Raw genomic sequence first — 16425 nt, forward strand, 5'->3', positions numbered from 1 at the left:
ACTATAAAGGGAAGGTGTAAAAGTTATGACTGTAAAAATGAAAGTATACTCAGTTTTATATGTCCGTTTTGTTTTTTAGCAAAAGGTCCATTAGATGAGGTAGCGAAAGAGAAAGATGTAGAGATTGAATGGATGCCATTTGAATTACGTCCAAGTCCATATTCAAAAATAGATCCATGGAATGAACCAGAAAAATTAGGTTCATGGGATGCTTTCATTCTTCCGACAGCGAAGAAGTTAGGAATTGATATGCGCTTGCCACGTGTTTCACCACATCCATATACACATTTAGCTTTCGAAGGATGTCAATTTGCGAAAGAACGTGGACTAGGTAATGAGTATCATCACCGCGTATTCACAGCATTTTTCCAAGAAGAGCAAAACATTGAAGATATTGATGTGTTAACAAAATTAGCGGTAGAAGTAGGACTTCCTGAGGCGGAATTTAAAGATGCTTTAGTAACTCGTAAATATAAAGAAAAGCATCAAGAAGCAATTCAACACGCATATGATGAAGCGAATATTATGGCCGTTCCAACTGTCATGATTGGAGATGAAGTCATTCAAGGGCTTGTTAGTAAAGAAACACTAGAAAGGGTCATTGATAAAGAAATTGAAAAGGATAAAACAAATTCATTTGAAGGTATGCAATGTAATACCGATGGATATTGCTAATTCGCTTGTTATGAAATAACAAAATAAATTATAAAACAAACATTTGGAGGAATTAAAATGTCAGCAACTACAACAAACTTAAAAGAAGCAATCGTGAACCGCCGTTCAATTCGTAAAGTAGCAAAAAACGATGCAATTACGAAAGAAAGAATTGAAGAAGTGTTAAAAACAGCTTTACACGCACCAACATCTTTCAATATGCAAAGTGGTCGTATGGTTGTATTAATGGATGGAGAGCATGAAAAGTTTTGGGATATCGTTAAAGAAACACTAAGAGCCCGTGTACCAGCAGAAAACTTTGAAGCGACTGTAGAAAGACTAAAAGGTTTTCATGCAGGTGTAGGAACAGTGCTATTCTTTGAAGATCAAGCAACTGTAGAAAAAATGCAAGAAAATGCACCATTATATAAAGATCAGTTCCCATTCTGGTCTCATCAAGGAAATGCGATGTTACAACATACTGTGTGGATGCTATTATCTGCTGAAGGAATTGGGGCGTCATTACAACATTACAACCCAATCGTAGATGCTGAAGTGAAAGAAACTTGGAACATTCCGGCAGAGTGGAGCTTAGTAGGTCAAATGCCATTTGGTGAACCAAACGAACAACCAGCAGAAAGAACGTTCTTGCCTACTGAAGATGTAGTGAAATTTTATTAAGAAATACAATATGTAACGAGAAGGAAGCTGTACTTAAAAACAGCTTTCTTTTTTGTAGTGGTGTTAATTTATGCGCATTTAGGGAAGAAATATAAGAAATAATACGGTGAGAAGGGAATTAGAAAAATGAATGATGAGAAAAAATATACAGTGGTAGGTACTGATGTTGAGGAAGTAAAGCGTTTAAATAAAAATTCAGGATTAACGTATAATCAAGTGAAAGAAATGCTAGCAAAGCAAATGCAAAAAAAGAAGTAATTAGATTGAAATCTTTCATTTTTTCATTTAGCATTTTGATTGGAGAGAGTTAAGTAAAAGGTAACTCTCTTTTTTGTATAGCTAAGCATCTTATAGAGTGGAGGAAGCAACATGAAGAAATGGGTAAAGGTAACGCTGTCTATCACTGGAGGCATTGTCTTATTAGCGTGTGCCGGTGGATATTACGTGTATAAAAATTATTTTCCAAAGGAACCTGAGCGTATTGTATATGATAAAGCAAGAGTGCTACAACCGATACATAATCAGCTTAAAGGAATCAATATAGAAAATGTAAAGATAAAAGAAAAAGAAGTCGTAAATGCGACTGTAGATGAGCTTCAAAAAATGATTGATGATGGAAAGTTGTCATATGAAGAATTAACGAGTATTTATCTCTTTAGAATACAAGAACATGATCAAAATGGAATAACATTAAATTCTGTTACAGAGATAAATCCTAATGCGATGGAAGAAGCAAGAAAGTTAGATCAAGAGCGGGGTAGAAACAAAAATTCGAATTTATATGGTATTCCTGTCGTTGTAAAAGATAATGTACAGACGGAAAAAGTGATGCCGACTAGTGCAGGAACTTATGTATTAAAAGATTGGATTGCAGATCAAGACGCAACAATTGTGAAGCAGTTGAAAGAAGAAGGAGCATTTGTTTTAGGAAAAGCGAATATGTCTGAGTGGGCGAACTATTTATCTTTTACAATGCCAAGCGGGTATAGCGGGAAGAAAGGACAAAATTTAAACCCGTACGGTCCGATTACATTCGATACTTCAGGATCAAGTTCAGGATCTGCTACAGTAGTTGCAGCAGATTTTGCGCCGCTTGCAATTGGAACAGAAACGACGGGATCGATTGTTGCACCCGCGGCGCAGCAATCAGTAGTTGGGTTACGTCCATCTTTAGGTATGGTAAGCAGAACAGGAATTATTCCGTTAGCTGAAACTCTTGATACAGCAGGACCTATGGCAAGAACGGTAAAAGATGCAGCAACGTTATTTAATACAATGATAGGTTATGACGAAAAAGATGTTATGACAGAAAAAATGAAAGATAAAGAAAGAATTGATTATACAAAGGATTTATCGATAGATGGATTAAAAGGGAAAAAGATAGGGCTTCTTTTTTCTGTAGACCAACAAGATGAAAATAGAAAAGCAGTAGCAGAAAAAATTAGAAAAGACCTTCAAGATGCAGGTGCGATATTAACTGATAATATCCAGTTAAGTGCTGAGGGTGTAGATAATTTGCAAACATTAGAATATGAGTTCAAGCATAATGTAAACGACTATCTTTCACAGCAAAAGAATGTACCGGTAAAATCGTTAGAAGAGATTATAGCGTTTAATAAAAAGGATAGTAAAGGACGAATAAAATACGGACAAACATTAATTGAAGGGTCTGAAAAATCTGTTATAACGAAAGAAGAGTTTGAAAACGTAGTGCAAACGAGTCAAGAAAATGCAAGAAAAGAGCTAGATAGGTATTTAGTAGAAAAAGGTTTGGATGCTCTAGTTATGATTAATAACGATGAAGTTCTTCTATCAGCTGTAGCTGGTTATCCGGAATTAGCGGTTCCTGCTGGATATGATAAAAATGGAGAACCAATCGGTGTAGTGTTTGTAGGGAAACAGTTTGGTGAAAAAGAGCTTTTCAATCTTGGATATGCGTATGAACAGCAGTCTAAAAATAGAAAAGCACCTAAATTGTAAAAGGTTAAACGAAAAAAAGAGCTCAACTGAAGTAAGTAAGCGGGCTAATATAAATAGAATCTAACAATATAAGAATAAAAAAAGGATTCTTCCTAATTAGTAAGAAAGATTGTCTATAGAAGTTCATAAAATGTAATATATTCAATTTCCATCCATTGAAGGGGGAGGTTAAATCTTAATGAATGAAGTGAAAAATTTCTTTCGAAGTAGAGGGTTTCAACGGTTTCTCGTTTTAATAATATTAGCGTTAGTATTATATGGATTAAAAAGTATGATCAACTTAATATTAATTACGTTTATACTGACATTTTTAATGGATCGATTCCAACGTTTTATTTCAAAGAAATTGAAAGTGGACCGGAAAATTGTTATTGCCTGTTTGTATATCATATTAGTTTCCTTTATTGGCACGACATTGTATAAATATTTACCTGTGCTAACGATACAAATTTCACAATTAATTTACCAATTTAAACTATTTTTTCAAAATCCACCTGATAATGAAATCGTTAAATATGCACTTTCGACAATTAATGGGATGGAAGTATCAAAATATATAGAACAAGGTGTAGATGTCATCTATCAATCGATAGCAAATATAGGGAAGGTAAGTTTACAAATATTATTATCTCTAATTTTAAGCTTATTTTTCTTATTAGAAAAAGAGCGTATTATTACATTTACATCTAAGTTTAAAGATAGTAAGTTAAAAATGTTTTATGAGGAAATTGCATATTTTGGTGAAAGATTTGCAAGATCGTTCGGCAAAGTAATTGAAGCACAGTTTTTAATTGCGGTTGTAAATTGTATTCTTACTGTCATTGCATTAATTGTTTTAGGATTTCCGCAGCTTCTTGTATTAGCTGTTATGATTTTTCTACTAGGATTGATTCCTGTTGCAGGTGTGATTATTTCTTTGTTTCCACTTTGTATCATTGCTTACAACGTAGGTGGAGTTATGTACGTAGTATACATACTTGTGTTCATTACAGTCATCCATGCTCTTGAAAGTTATTTTTTAAATCCGAAGTTTATGTCTGCAAAAACAAATTTACCAATCTTTTATACATTTATGATTCTCATCTTCTCAGAGCATTTCCTCGGAATATGGGGGCTTATTATCGGGATACCAATCTTTATCTTTTTATTAGATGTACTTGATATAAATAATGAGGATGAGACTAAAAAATAAGAAATGATAGAAAATCACTAAAAAGTCATAGGAGATAATGAAAATAAAAAAGCAATCCAAAATAAATTGGATTGCTTTTTTATTTTCATTAAAGAACCGGAGCCATTGTTTCTTTCAATACTTGAACAGAGTGGTCGAATTTTAATTCTTCATCTTCACTTAATTCAACCTCTAAAATTTCACGAACACCGCCGCGATTTAAAACAGCAGGTACCCCGATATACACATCTTTTTGACCGTATTGACCTTCTAAGTAAGCTGATACAGTTAATACACTATTTTCGTCGTTTAAAATTGCTTTTGTAACACGTAGAAGTGACATACCGATACCATAATAAGTTGCGCCTTTACGCTCAATAATATGGTAAGCTGCATCACGGACGTTTATGAAAATTTTGTCTAAATCTTCTTGATTATACGTGTTGTCTTTTTCAAGCAATGTTTGTAGTTTTTGGATACCAACGGAAACATGGCTCCAAACTGGAAGTTCAGTATCGCCGTGTTCTCCGATAATATAAGCGTGAATGTTGTGTGGACCAATATTGAAGTACTCACCTAACATATAGCGGAAACGAGCAGAATCAAGCGTTGTACCAGAACCGATTACACGTTCTTTCGGTAAACCAGATTCTTTCCAAGTTACGTAAGTTAAAATATCTACAGGGTTTGTTGCGATTAAGAAGATGCCATCAAATCCGCTATCCATAATACTGCGAACGATTTGTTTAAAGATTTTGGCGTTTTTCTCAACTAAATCTAAACGTGTTTCGCCTGGCTTTTGTGGTAATCCAGCTGTAATAACTACAAGGTCAGCATCTTTACAATCTTCGTAGCTGCCTTTCCATACTCTAGTTGGAGCTGGTGCGAATGGAACAGCATGACTTAAATCCATTGCTTCTCCTTCAGCTTTTGCCTCATTTACATCGACTAAAACAAATTCTTCAGCTACGGCTTGGTTAATCATGCAGTAAGCATAACTACATCCAACTGCTCCTGTTCCTACTAATACAACACGGTTAATACCTTTTTTCATTTCAAAATTCCTCGCAATTTCATTGGTTTTGTTATGTAAGATAATACGTCTTACTTCTATAGAGTCATATCTAGTTTATTACATTTTATAAAAGATATTCAAGTATTTGAAAATGTATCCGTGCAAATCCGCGAACAAAACATAGGAATTCAGTGAACCGAATATAATTCAGTAAAATCCTTTGTAAAAGGGGAAATGGCATGGGGAATCCATTAGCAATGGAAGAAATGCTTCATATTATTCATGCAGGGCTTGTTAAAAAGAATAACCCAAAACGGATTACGATTGCAGGTGCAGGGATTTCTGGATTAGTTGCAGGTTCTTTATTAAAAGAGGCTGGGCACGAAGTAACGATTATAGAAGCAAATAACAGAATAGGTGGCAGAGTGTATACGATTCGGGAACCATTTAGTGTGGGTTTATATTTTAATGCGGGACCGATGAGAATCCCTGACACCCATAAGTTAACCTTAGCGTATATTCATAAATTTAAACTACCTTTAAACCTTTTTATAAATAAAACTTTTGCAGATATCATTTATACGAATAACATTCAAACGAGATTGAATGTGTTTGAAAATGATCCAAGTGTACTTGAATATCCGGTTTTGGATAAAGAAAAAGGAAAAACGGCAGAAGAGCTAATGATTGAAGTATTAGAACCAATACTAAATTATATTAAGAAGGATCCTGATAAAAACTGGCTTATCGTTGAAAAAAAGTATAAAACGTATTCGCTTGGTTCATTTTTAATGGAGTATTATTCAGATGGTGCAATAGATATGATTGGGGTACTTCTTGATATGGAAGCTTATATGGGAATGTCCTTAATTGAAGTATTACGTGAAATGATTTTCTTTACTTCAACAACGAAATATTATGAAATAACTGGTGGAATGGATAAGTTATCGAATGCATTCTTACCACAATTAAGGGAACATATTTTAATGCAGTATAAGGTTGATAAAATTATACAAGAAGATAATAAAGTAATGTTACAAGGAAATCATGAACAAACGTTAGAGCAATTTACAATAACAAGTGATTTTGCTATTATTACAATTCCATTTTCAGCGTTAAGATTTATAGAAGTTCAGCCATACTATTTATTCTCTTATTTTAAAAAAAGAGCAATTCGTGAATTAAATTATATTGCTGCAACTAAAATTGCAATAGAGTTTAAAAGTAGATTTTGGGAGAAAGCGGGACAGTGTGGAGGGAAATCTATTACTGATTTACCGATACGGTTTACATACTATCCGAGTTATGGCATTCATACTCCAGGACCAGCTATCGTTATAGCAAGTTATACGTGGGCAGATGAGGCGTTAACATGGGATAGTTTACCGAATAGGGAACGCATTCGTTACGCATTAAAAAATTTAGCAGAAATATACGGTGACATCGTCTATAGTGAGTTTGTCACTGGAACATCTTTTAGCTGGAGTAAAAATCCGTATTCTTGCGGTGCATTTACAGCTTTCGAACCAGGCCAAGAGCTCGAGTTATTTCCGTATATTACACCACCATCTGGAAAAGTACATTTTGCAGGAGAGCATACGACATTAACACATGGATGGATGCAAGGGGCAATTGAGTCTGGAGTAAGAGTTGCATATGAAGTAAATGAACAGTGAATCTCTTATATTTACAAATGGTCATTCTTTTAATAAAATGATAAATATAAATCGTAATTATTACGCTTTGAATACATTTGAAGTAAAGAAATGGATGGTCGGTTGAATGAATAAAGTGGAGATTCATATATTAGGTGGTTTTTTAGGTAGTGGAAAATCAACATTATTACAAAATTTATTGTTAGCAGAGAAAAAGAAGAATAGAAAAGTTGCAGTATTAATGAATGAAATTGGTGAATACTCGGTAGATACAGATATTATTGGAAAAGAGAATGTTTTAAGAGAACTTCTTAAAGGCTGTATTTGTTGTACGTTAAAAGAAGAGCTTGAAATACAATTACATTCGTTATACCAACAAGAAAGACCAGATGTAATTTATATAGAAACGACAGGTGTTGCACATCCAATTGAAGTGTTAGACGCGTGTGTCTCGCCAATTTTAGCTCCTTTTCTGGAAGTGAAATCAATTGTAGTCGTTTTAGATGCAGTAAGGTGGTTAAACCGAAGTATATTAAGTGCAAATGTACAACAGCTATTGCATGAGCAACTGAAATTTGGTAGTCACATTCTTGTTAATAAAGCAGATTTACTAACAGATGAAGATAAGAACACAGTATTTGAAGAAGTAAAGGCAATAAATGATCATGCGAAAATGTATGAGACAAAGTATTGTAATATATCTTTAAAAGATATAGAGAAAGCAGAATTTCCAAATGATGAGGAACATGAGACACTACATGTCAAACAGCATTTACATATACAAACGATGACGTATCAATTTTCGAAACCGATTGATCAAGACAAATTATATGAATGGCTTTCGAATTTACCAGATAGTATTTATCGAGTGAAAGGTTTTGTGAAATTCCATGGAGATAAATACCCTCACCTATTCCAATATTCGTTCGGAGTACCAACTTTATTAGAACAAGACTTCGGTTTCCCGACAAACTTAGTAGTAATAGGAGAAGGACTAGATAAGAAACAATTGGCTGAAGGGTTAGAGAAAGTAGAACTTAACTCTAATTAAGGTGAAAAGACTAACTTAAAAAATAAGTTAGTCTTTTTGTATGATCATTACTGAAATGAAACAGTATTTTCAATTGGATTGCAGAATATATATTGATTGTATGTCCGTTTCCATTACATAGGAAGGTGATTATATATTTGTGCCGAATGTAGAGGGTACTACAAGAGTTTTCCATTATCTATCGAATTAGTTAGTCATGATTACGGACAGGGGATTTTGGCGTGTTTGATTCTATCAGAAAGTAAAGTATGGGGAGGATCACAATGTCGATGAAAAAACGTAAGTGGCTAAAGACAATGTTTACTGGTTGTGTTTTAGGTTCGTTATTAATAACGGCAGCTTGTTCAGGAAAGAAAACAAGTACAGAGGATGAAAAAACGATTAAGGTAGGAGTCCTTGCTTCTTTAACAGGACCGCTAGAATCGTATGGAAAACAAACAGTGAACGGATTTGAATTAGGGTTAGATTATGCAACTGGTGGAACTGGGAAAGTAGATGGGAAAAAGATTAAGTTTGTTGTAGAAGATACAGAAACGAAAGCGGATGTAGCAGTTAAAAAAGCTACGAAGTTATTAGAAGAAGAGAAAGTTGATTTTTTAGTTGGATCGTCTAGTTCCAGTGATACGTTAGCGGTTTTACCACTGGCCGGGGAATATGAAAAGATTATGGTTGTAGAACCAGCAGTAGCGGATAGTATTACCGGGAAGAACTGGAATAAATATATTTTTAGAACTGGAAGAAGTTCCTCACAAGATGCGATTGCAGGAGCAGCAGCAATTGCGAAAAAAGATGTAAAGATTGCGACATTTGCCCCAGATAACGCTTTTGGTCGTGAAGGGATTGCTGCATTTAAAGCGGGTGCGAAAAAATTAGGTGCGAACATTGTGAATGAGCAATACGCGGATACAAATTCAACAGATTTTACAGCGAATATTCAAAATATCATTAGTTCAAAACCAGATTACTTATTTATCGTTTGGGCAGGGGCAAATTCACCTTGGAAACAGTTGAAAGATATGAATGTGGAAGCGCAAGGTATTAAAATTTCTACAGGTGCGCCAGATATACCAGCATTAAAAACAATGGATGCATTAGTAGGTATGCAAGGTTTTTCTGTATATTATCACACACTTCCAAAAAATAAAGTGAATGATTGGCTAGTTGAAGAGCATAAAAAACGTTTTAATGGTGCAGTGCCAGATTTGTTTACAGCGGGAGGAATGTCAGCAGCAATTTCTATTGTAGAAGCCTTAAAGAAAACAAAAGGTGATACAGATGTAGATACATTGATTAAGAAAATGGAAGGAATGGAATTTGATACACCGAAAGGAAAGATGAAGTTTAGAGAGAAGGACCACCAAGCGATGCAGACGCTGTATTCTGTCACATTGAAAAAGCAAGATGGTGTTGATTATCCGGTGCCAGTATTAGAGCGAGAATTAACGATGAAAGAGACAGAACCACCAGTTCAAAGTAAATAGACTGAATTTTCTGTTGTTTTTGTATAAAGAGGGGGGACCCTCTTTATACATATTTCTTTCATACTCACGGCTTTAAAGGGAGGGATTTCGTGACACATTTGCTAGAGACGAAAAATCTTAGCGTATCTTTTGGTGAACATCATGTTATTAAAGATGTAAATTTAACTGTCCAAAAAGGAAAGCTCATTTCTATTATCGGGCCAAATGGTGCGGGGAAGACAACATTATTTAATTTACTAAGTGGACAGATTTCACCCACAACAGGTGAAGTGTATTTTAAAGGGCAAGATATTACAAAACTATCGATTTCAGATCGAACACGCTTAGGAATCGGTCGCTCTTTTCAGCTTACAAACATATTCCCAGAATTAACGGTACTTGAAAATGTCCGTTTAAGTGTTCAATCATTCGTACAAGATTACTATAGTTTTTTCCCGAGTCCAGCAAAATTAAAGCAACAAGTTGGAGAGGCGAGACGTTTCTTAAAAACAGTATTACTTCACGAGAAAGAGAACGTATTAGCGAAAGATTTGGCACATGGAGAGAAAAGAAAGCTAGAACTTGCGATGTTATTAGCTTTAAAAACGGATGTGTTATTACTTGATGAGCCGACGGCAGGTATTTCGGTTGAGGAGGTCCCTGCTATATTACAAGTGATTGAAAATATTAAGAAACATCCAGAGAGCACAATTGTACTTATCGAACACAAAATGGATATGATACTAGGTTTGTCAGATCATCTTATCGTTTTATTTCATGGAGAGTTATTGGCTGAAGGATTGCCAGAAGAAATTATGAAAGATGAGCGTGTACAAAGTGCTTATTTAGGGGGATTATATAGTGGCACTATTACAAGTGAATAATATAGAAACGTATTTAGATCAGTTTCATATTTTGCAAGGAGTATCTCTTGCTGTTGAGAAAGGGACAATTACTGTACTGTTTGGTAGAAACGGGGCAGGGAAAACAACGACATTACGTTCAGTTATGGGGTTTCACCGCATTGCAGATGGTGAAATTTATTATGATAGTGCAAAAGTAAGTGGATTACCTACACATTTAATTTCAAGGAAAGGAATAGGGTATGTACCAGAAAATCAAGGTATTTTTCATGATTTGACAGTAGAAGAAACATTCGCTCTTGCTAGGGGAAAAGGTGAGGAAGTAGAAGGGAAAATAGAGTGGATGCTGGAACTATTTCCGGATTTAAAGCAGTTTTGGAATAAGAAAAGTGGGCTCTTGAGCGGAGGGCAAAAGCAAATGTTGGCTATTTCAAGAGCGTTTATTAATAGTGATGGATTATTACTTATTGATGAACCGAGCAAAGGGCTATCCCCGATAATGGTGGAGAAATTAATGGTAGCTATTTTGAAGATGAAAGAGAAAACAACAGTTTTACTTGTTGAGCAAAATTTTATGATGGCCAGTCAAATTGGCGATTATTTTTACATTATGGATAACGGACGAATTGTTCATAACGGTTTTATGAATGAATTAAAAAAGGATAAGGAAATGTGTCATAAATATTTAGGAATCTCTTAACATGAATCCGAGGTGAAAAGGGTGGATGTGTTAATCAATTTATTTGTAAATGGGATTTCAACAGGGATGCTCATTTTTTTGTTAGCATCAGGTCTTTCACTTATTTTCGGTCTAATGAGTGTTTTAAACTTTGCACACGGTGGTTTATTTGCATGGGGAGCATTTACAGGTGTTTGGTTATTTAATATGACAGGAAGTTATATATTAGCTTTAGTTGGAGCAGTAGCCATGGGAATGTTCCTAGGATTTATTTTAGAAAGGTTTCTTATTAGACCGGTATATGGAAATCATGTTCGACAGCTGCTCGTTACGCTTGGAGGAATGCTCGTTCTTAGTGAGTGTATTAAAATATTTTGGGGGCCAAACCCTATTAGTGCAAAATTACCGTTATGGTTACAAGGAAGTTTTACATTCGGAGGTATTATATTAATTAAATATCGTCTATTTGTTATTTTGATTGGGATAATTATTTACATTGCACTACTACTATTACTCAAAAAGACGAAGATAGGTCTTATGATCCGTGCAGGTGTAATGGATAAAGAAATGGTTCAAGCGCTTGGTATTAATGTAAAAGCGATATTTTCTTTCGTCTTTTTATTAGGAGCAGGGATGGCAGCTTTGGGAGGATTCTTATTAGCACCGTATTCGGGCGTTATTTTCGCCGAGATGGGCATGCAGTATGCAATTTTAGCTTTTATAGTAGTAATTATCGGTGGATTAGGAAGCGTACAAGGTTCAGCTATTGCTTCTTTAATTGTTGGATTAGCTGGTGCTTTTACAGCGTATTTTATACCAGATTTATCACTTGCAATTAATATGTTAATGTTACTATTTTTCTTAATAGTGAAGCCAACTGGACTTGTTGGTGAAAAGGGGTGAAATGGTGAACAGCACATCGGACCGAATTAAAGTATACTTCGGAGTATGTATGCTCATTTGTTTAAGTGTATTTCCGTTCGTAAATGATTCACGGAGCCTGTTAATTTTGTTCACTCAAATCTTCATCTTTGCTATTTTTGCAATGAGTTTTGATGTATTGCTTGGGTATACAGGAATTGTATCGTTCGGTCATTGTATGTTCTTTGGGATAGGAGCATATGGGGTAGCGCTTTTATTTGATCGACAAGGCGTATCAATAACGAACTTTTTAATTGGAATAGTAGCTGCAATTATCATTTCAGCAATCGTTAGTTATATAATTGGTTTACTTTCTTTACGGCTGAAAAGTCATTTTTATGCGATGTTAACACTTGCTATTTCACAGTTGTTTTTCGTCCTTGCTGAAAAATGGCGTGGGCTCACTCACGGAGGGGATGGTTTTACATTTGGTGTACCAGACGTATTCCGTGATCGTTTTACGTTTTATTATGTAACACTTATATGTTTACTTATCATTTTTGTTCTGTTACGTCTTTTCACCAAATCTTCTATTGGAAAAGTATTAAAGGCAATTTCACAAAATGAGCAACGTGTTGAAGCACTAGGATATAAAGTGCTTCATTATAAAATTATTGCTAGCATTGTTGCAGGAGTAGTAGCTGCGATTAGCGGTGGTTTATTTGTTATCACTTTACGCTTTGTTAATACGACTGTATTTTCAATTGAAATGACATTAAATGCATTATTGATGACAATGATTGGAGGCGTCGGAACGTTAATTGGAGCAATTGCAGGAGCTGGAATTATTGAATCTCTGAAATATTATTTATCAGAACTAGCTACAGAGTATCCGATTTTTGAAAGATGGACGATTATTCTTGGTTTATTGTACATTATCGTATTGCTAGTTTTCCCGAAAGGATTAGTTGGCACGGTTAAGGGACTGAAGAATATGAAACGGAATAAGAAGGGGAAAAGTGCAGAAGTGGAGCAAAATGTGTGAAAAATCAATTGTATAGAATATGAAAATCCCTCTTTTAGATTCATAAAGGAGGGATTTTTTATTAACCAAATAGTTCATCAGGGATTTGTTTGAAAGAGTTTTGATTTGTAAAAAAATGAACAGCTAATTTCTCAACTGGAACATCTTCAATTGGTACCAATTTATCATTTTTAATCGGTAAAAAAGCTATTCCTTTTCCATCATCAATAAACTCTTCCATAAGCGAATAAGAATCCAACTGTTGAAGTTGTTGCTGAGATAGATTGTTTTCTTTTAGAAATTGTATCGTCTTATTTCTAAAAGGGCACTTTTTGTCATTGCTAACGAAGAAAATTTCTTTTGAATAATCAATGGTACATTTTTCTTTCGCTTTTAATAAGCCTACAGAAATTGAGGTCGTGAACACTTTTTTAAACGATGCGTCAGGATAATCCTCATAAGTTATGACCATATCAACTTTTTGTTGCTGAAGTAATTTTTGCAAATGACTACTACTTTCTACATATATTTGATAATTTCTGAAGTTTTCTTCAATACGCTTACTTAAATAATTTGTCAAAATAGATTGTGACGTCGCTATTATATAAGAAGAACCACTCGTTTTAATTTCATCTTTTACTTCTTCTAATAGAGTTAATATTTTATTCGTGTAATCTAATAAAATGTCACCAGCAGGTAACAAGGAAACACCTTTGTTATCTCTATGTAGTAAAGGCGTTTCTAATTCTTGTTCTAATTTTTTGATTCGCTCAGTTACGTTCGGTTGAACATAACCTAACTCTTTAGCAGCTTTACTAATAGAACCCTCACTGGCTACAGTTTTGAATATAATAAGATCATTTATTTCCATATATCTCAGCCCCTTATGCACTATCATTATAAATGATACCAAACATAATTTATACCTATTTTACGTTAGCCACTTATCGATTTATCATAATGTATATAAGATTGAAAGCGAGTGATAAACATGATTGGAATGCAATATAAGGTCATTCTTCCAAAGGATTATGACATGGAAATTATTAAGAAAAGGGTAAAGGATAATGGCTATAAAACTGATGGTTTCCAAGAACTAAATTTTAAAGCTTATTTAATTACGGAAACGGAGAAAGACGGGAATTTTTATAACTGCTATGCACCTTTATATATTTGGAATGGTCATGAAGGGATGAATAAATTTATCTTTGAAGGGTATTACGATAATATTTTACAATCGTTTGGTTGGCAAAAAATACATATAGGTGTTCCATTAGTTGTTAATCTAAGTGGTGATTTTAAGAATTGTAAGTATGTTGTTGAATACGTGGGGAGTATTTCTCAAAAGAATTCATTGATTGAAACTCAATTTAACATTTTTAATAAGAATGTCCAGAATACAGAAAATTGTAAAGGGAATGTAATAGTGTATAACCCAGATAGGTGGGGATATAGTCAGTTTGAATTTTATGAAGTAAAGCCTGAGACTGAAGAGATAGAGGATATTACAATATATGAGATTTTACACATTTCACAGTAGATGCGGAATTGAAATATAAATAAATTATTTATAAAAAATCCATTTTGATTCAAGTAATAATTTTCAAAATGGACTTTTCTTAATTATCTTATGTATATTCAAAACAAATGACTGCTTTTCTTAATTCTTTATTAAAGAATAAGTAAATACGATCGGCACCATAAGCTTGAAAATAATAACCTGTAACAAATCCAACATATGTAAAGGGATGTCCGTATTCATCTTTTGGTACATATAGAAGATTCGTAAAATCAAAAATTTCGTCTCCGTTATCGCAGTTTTCTAATAATTCTTCACCTTCTTCTGTCATAAAACGAACATCATCTAGGATACCATTTATCATGGGATAATTTAATCCCCAGCCATTTGTTTGTTTTTCAGCAAACTCTCGTTCTAATACTTCTACAGATGTTATTTCTTTTCCAAAGCTAGAATAAGGATAAATTTTTTGATTACGTTGAAAATATTCTTTACGGATTTGATAATTTCTTTCATTACTCTCGTAGGCTTGTTCTATTATGTCAGAATTATTTTGTTCGATTTCGAAATAATTCCAATCCGCTTCAAATTTATATTTTCCATTAATGACATCGAATCCTAATGTATCTACTTTCGTAAAATTTGTGTGAAATGGTTTGGTGAAATCACCCACGCAACCATCATGGATTTCTTTTGCTGACACAATATGTAACCATTCGTCCAATTCCGGTTCAATACATTGTAAGTTTATAGAACAAATGGGTAAAAAGTGCTTTTTATGTTGTTCCAAATCATCATAAAATATGTCTTCATATTCAGGAAATGGTTTTATAAATTGTTTAGAAATATGCATGTTCTGCCCACCTTTATATTAGTACTTTGTTTAATTTTATCATTTTATTTGAATTTTTTCTTATTTAAAATTTTATAATACTCATAGTTATGGGAAGAAAGAGTTCGTAAGTAAGGTGGATATCTTATTGTTAAAATTTTATCATATATCGAACAGTTGAGAGATGATGCGAAGTAAGACTTCATACTTATACATAGCCTTATTACATTCGACACATAGCGACAATATACTGTTCATTTATCTGTTAGTATAATATATAGTTTTTGGGGATTTTTATCATTTTCACATTGGGGGAAGGGAATTTATGTTTAAAAAAATCGCGACAGTCACTTTAGCAGGGACGTTAGCTTTCAGTTTATCGGCATGTGATGAGAAGAAAGAAGTAGCTAAAACTGTATCAAATAATACGAAGGAAGAGCAAAGTAGTGCTAAAAAAGAAAATACGAAGAATGAAGATACAAGAGAATATAATATTGAAAAAACTACTCAAATTAGAAATCAAAAATTAACAGTCCATAAAGTACAAATAGCACAAGTGGCAGAATATGACAAGCTGGAAAAAGGTAATGAGTTTGTTATTGTTCATGTTACAGTAGAGAATATTGGTAATCAAAAAGTTAGAATTAATCCATTAGATTTTTACCTTGAAAGAGGAGATGGAAGTATCGTGGACCATACATTTTCAACTAGTAATAAAAATATTTTTAAAATTAAAGATGTAGATCCAAACGGTAAGTTAACAGGAGCCATAACATTTGAAGCGAAAAAAGGTGATTCTAATCTTGAATTAATTTATAGACCTGATGTTATGTCTAAAGAGGAAGTAAAAGTAGAACTTAAATGATTTATCCCGTAAGAGCCCGATTGGTGTAAACAAGGGCCTTTTATGCAAACTTATACAACTTTTACATGAAGACGGTATACTCAAATGAATTTACGGTACGATAAAAGAAAATAAT

Annotated in this window: 16 protein-coding genes and 1 pseudogene; 14 read left to right on the forward strand and 3 right to left on the reverse strand. The window is 33.8% G+C overall.

Features of this window, described 5'->3' with window-relative positions:
• Nucleotides 1-25: 25 nt before the first annotated feature.
• The 5 genes and pseudogenes from ACTFRH_RS05650 (at nt 26) to ACTFRH_RS05670 (ending at nt 4507) form a co-directional block, all read left to right on the forward strand.
• Nucleotides 26-675: pseudogene (locus tag ACTFRH_RS05650) on the forward strand (DsbA family oxidoreductase).
• A 57-nt stretch (nt 676-732) separates the two neighbouring features.
• Nucleotides 733-1335, forward strand: coding sequence for a nitroreductase family protein (locus ACTFRH_RS05655; protein ID WP_001277011.1), 603 nt, complete (start codon nt 733-735; stop codon nt 1333-1335).
• A 126-nt stretch (nt 1336-1461) separates the two neighbouring features.
• Nucleotides 1462-1593: a hypothetical protein gene (locus tag ACTFRH_RS05660; protein WP_000997344.1), complete on the forward strand. Its 132-nt coding sequence runs from the start codon at nt 1462-1464 to the stop codon at nt 1591-1593.
• Nucleotides 1594-1704: 111 nt separating this feature from the next.
• Complete coding sequence (locus ACTFRH_RS05665) at nt 1705-3315, forward strand: amidase family protein (RefSeq protein ID WP_000759464.1); 1611 nt, start codon at nt 1705-1707, stop codon at nt 3313-3315.
• A 178-nt stretch (nt 3316-3493) separates the two neighbouring features.
• Nucleotides 3494-4507: an AI-2E family transporter gene (locus ACTFRH_RS05670; protein WP_001006571.1), complete on the forward strand. Its 1014-nt coding sequence runs from the start codon at nt 3494-3496 to the stop codon at nt 4505-4507.
• An 88-nt stretch (nt 4508-4595) separates the two neighbouring features.
• On the opposite strand, the gene ACTFRH_RS05675 is transcribed toward ACTFRH_RS05670, so the two are convergent.
• On the reverse strand, nt 4596-5540 hold the full coding sequence (locus ACTFRH_RS05675; protein ID WP_000715326.1) for an L-lactate dehydrogenase: 945 nt from the start codon (nt 5538-5540) through the stop codon (nt 4596-4598).
• A gap of 200 nt (nt 5541-5740) precedes the next feature.
• Here ACTFRH_RS05675 and ACTFRH_RS05680 point away from each other — a divergent pair, with 200 nt between their 5' ends.
• The 7 genes from ACTFRH_RS05680 to ACTFRH_RS05710 all read left to right on the forward strand — a co-directional run bounded on the left by ACTFRH_RS05680 (nt 5741) and on the right by ACTFRH_RS05710 (nt 13115).
• On the forward strand, nt 5741-7177 hold the full coding sequence (locus ACTFRH_RS05680; protein WP_000527997.1) for a flavin monoamine oxidase family protein: 1437 nt from the start codon (nt 5741-5743) through the stop codon (nt 7175-7177).
• A 106-nt stretch (nt 7178-7283) separates the two neighbouring features.
• Entirely contained in the window at nt 7284-8207 is a 924-nt protein-coding gene (locus tag ACTFRH_RS05685) for a CobW family GTP-binding protein (RefSeq protein WP_001044945.1), read from the forward strand.
• 263 nt (nt 8208-8470) lie between these two features.
• Nucleotides 8471-9688, forward strand: a complete 1218-nt coding sequence (locus ACTFRH_RS05690) for a substrate-binding domain-containing protein (protein ID WP_000062002.1) — start codon at nt 8471-8473, stop codon at nt 9686-9688.
• An 89-nt stretch (nt 9689-9777) separates the two neighbouring features.
• A complete protein-coding gene (locus ACTFRH_RS05695) occupies nt 9778-10551 on the forward strand; it encodes an ABC transporter ATP-binding protein (RefSeq protein WP_000149324.1) in 774 nt (257 codons plus the stop codon).
• Nucleotides 10529-11230 (forward strand): ABC transporter ATP-binding protein, encoded by a 702-nt coding sequence (locus ACTFRH_RS05700; RefSeq protein WP_001196696.1) that lies wholly within the window; start codon nt 10529-10531, stop codon nt 11228-11230. Before ACTFRH_RS05695 ends, ACTFRH_RS05700 begins: the two co-directional genes overlap by 23 nt.
• Before the next feature lie 21 nt (nt 11231-11251).
• A complete protein-coding gene (locus ACTFRH_RS05705; protein ID WP_000382787.1) occupies nt 11252-12112 on the forward strand; it encodes a branched-chain amino acid ABC transporter permease in 861 nt (286 codons plus the stop codon).
• A 49-nt stretch (nt 12113-12161) separates the two neighbouring features.
• On the forward strand, nt 12162-13115 hold the full coding sequence (locus ACTFRH_RS05710) for a branched-chain amino acid ABC transporter permease (RefSeq protein WP_002163942.1): 954 nt from the start codon (nt 12162-12164) through the stop codon (nt 13113-13115).
• A 61-nt stretch (nt 13116-13176) separates the two neighbouring features.
• Here the strand turns inward: ACTFRH_RS05710 and ACTFRH_RS05715 are convergent, their stop codons facing one another.
• On the reverse strand, nt 13177-13965 hold the full coding sequence (locus tag ACTFRH_RS05715; protein ID WP_000404989.1) for a LysR family transcriptional regulator: 789 nt from the start codon (nt 13963-13965) through the stop codon (nt 13177-13179).
• Nucleotides 13966-14085: 120 nt separating this feature from the next.
• Here ACTFRH_RS05715 and ACTFRH_RS05720 point away from each other — a divergent pair, with 120 nt between their 5' ends.
• The gene (locus tag ACTFRH_RS05720; RefSeq protein WP_000579905.1) at nt 14086-14634 is read left to right on the forward strand and encodes a DUF4865 family protein; all 549 of its coding nucleotides are present in this window, start codon (nt 14086-14088) and stop codon (nt 14632-14634) included.
• A gap of 88 nt (nt 14635-14722) precedes the next feature.
• Here the strand turns inward: ACTFRH_RS05720 and ACTFRH_RS05725 are convergent, their stop codons facing one another.
• A complete protein-coding gene (locus ACTFRH_RS05725) occupies nt 14723-15466 on the reverse strand; it encodes a hypothetical protein (protein ID WP_000548212.1) in 744 nt (247 codons plus the stop codon).
• Nucleotides 15467-15770: 304 nt separating this feature from the next.
• On the opposite strand from ACTFRH_RS05725, the gene ACTFRH_RS05730 reads away from it, so the two are divergent.
• Nucleotides 15771-16310 (forward strand): DUF4352 domain-containing protein, encoded by a 540-nt coding sequence (locus ACTFRH_RS05730; RefSeq protein ID WP_000473157.1) that lies wholly within the window; start codon nt 15771-15773, stop codon nt 16308-16310.
• The last annotated feature ends 115 nt before the right edge of the window (nt 16311-16425 follow it).

Source organism: Bacillus cereus group sp. MYBK216-1 (genome assembly GCF_051916495.1).
Classification (GTDB): domain Bacteria; phylum Bacillota; class Bacilli; order Bacillales; family Bacillaceae_G; genus Bacillus_A; species Bacillus_A thuringiensis_K.

Coding starts and splice junctions, on each gene's coding strand:
- ACTFRH_RS05675 (WP_000715326.1), bottom strand. CDS start 5,540: ATGAAAAAAGGTATTAACCGTGTTGTATTAGTAGGAACAGGAGCAGTT.
- ACTFRH_RS05720 (WP_000579905.1), top strand. CDS start 14,086: ATGATTGGAATGCAATATAAGGTCATTCTTCCAAAGGATTATGACATG.
- ACTFRH_RS05685 (WP_001044945.1), top strand. CDS start 7,284: ATGAATAAAGTGGAGATTCATATATTAGGTGGTTTTTTAGGTAGTGGA.
- ACTFRH_RS05655 (WP_001277011.1), top strand. CDS start 733: ATGTCAGCAACTACAACAAACTTAAAAGAAGCAATCGTGAACCGCCGT.
- ACTFRH_RS05690 (WP_000062002.1), top strand. CDS start 8,471: ATGTCGATGAAAAAACGTAAGTGGCTAAAGACAATGTTTACTGGTTGT.
- ACTFRH_RS05710 (WP_002163942.1), top strand. CDS start 12,162: ATGCTCATTTGTTTAAGTGTATTTCCGTTCGTAAATGATTCACGGAGC.
- ACTFRH_RS05660 (WP_000997344.1), top strand. CDS start 1,462: ATGAATGATGAGAAAAAATATACAGTGGTAGGTACTGATGTTGAGGAA.
- ACTFRH_RS05670 (WP_001006571.1), top strand. CDS start 3,494: ATGAATGAAGTGAAAAATTTCTTTCGAAGTAGAGGGTTTCAACGGTTT.
- ACTFRH_RS05730 (WP_000473157.1), top strand. CDS start 15,771: ATGTTTAAAAAAATCGCGACAGTCACTTTAGCAGGGACGTTAGCTTTC.
- ACTFRH_RS05725 (WP_000548212.1), bottom strand. CDS start 15,466: ATGCATATTTCTAAACAATTTATAAAACCATTTCCTGAATATGAAGAC.
- ACTFRH_RS05665 (WP_000759464.1), top strand. CDS start 1,705: ATGAAGAAATGGGTAAAGGTAACGCTGTCTATCACTGGAGGCATTGTC.
- ACTFRH_RS05715 (WP_000404989.1), bottom strand. CDS start 13,965: ATGGAAATAAATGATCTTATTATATTCAAAACTGTAGCCAGTGAGGGT.
- ACTFRH_RS05680 (WP_000527997.1), top strand. CDS start 5,741: ATGGGGAATCCATTAGCAATGGAAGAAATGCTTCATATTATTCATGCA.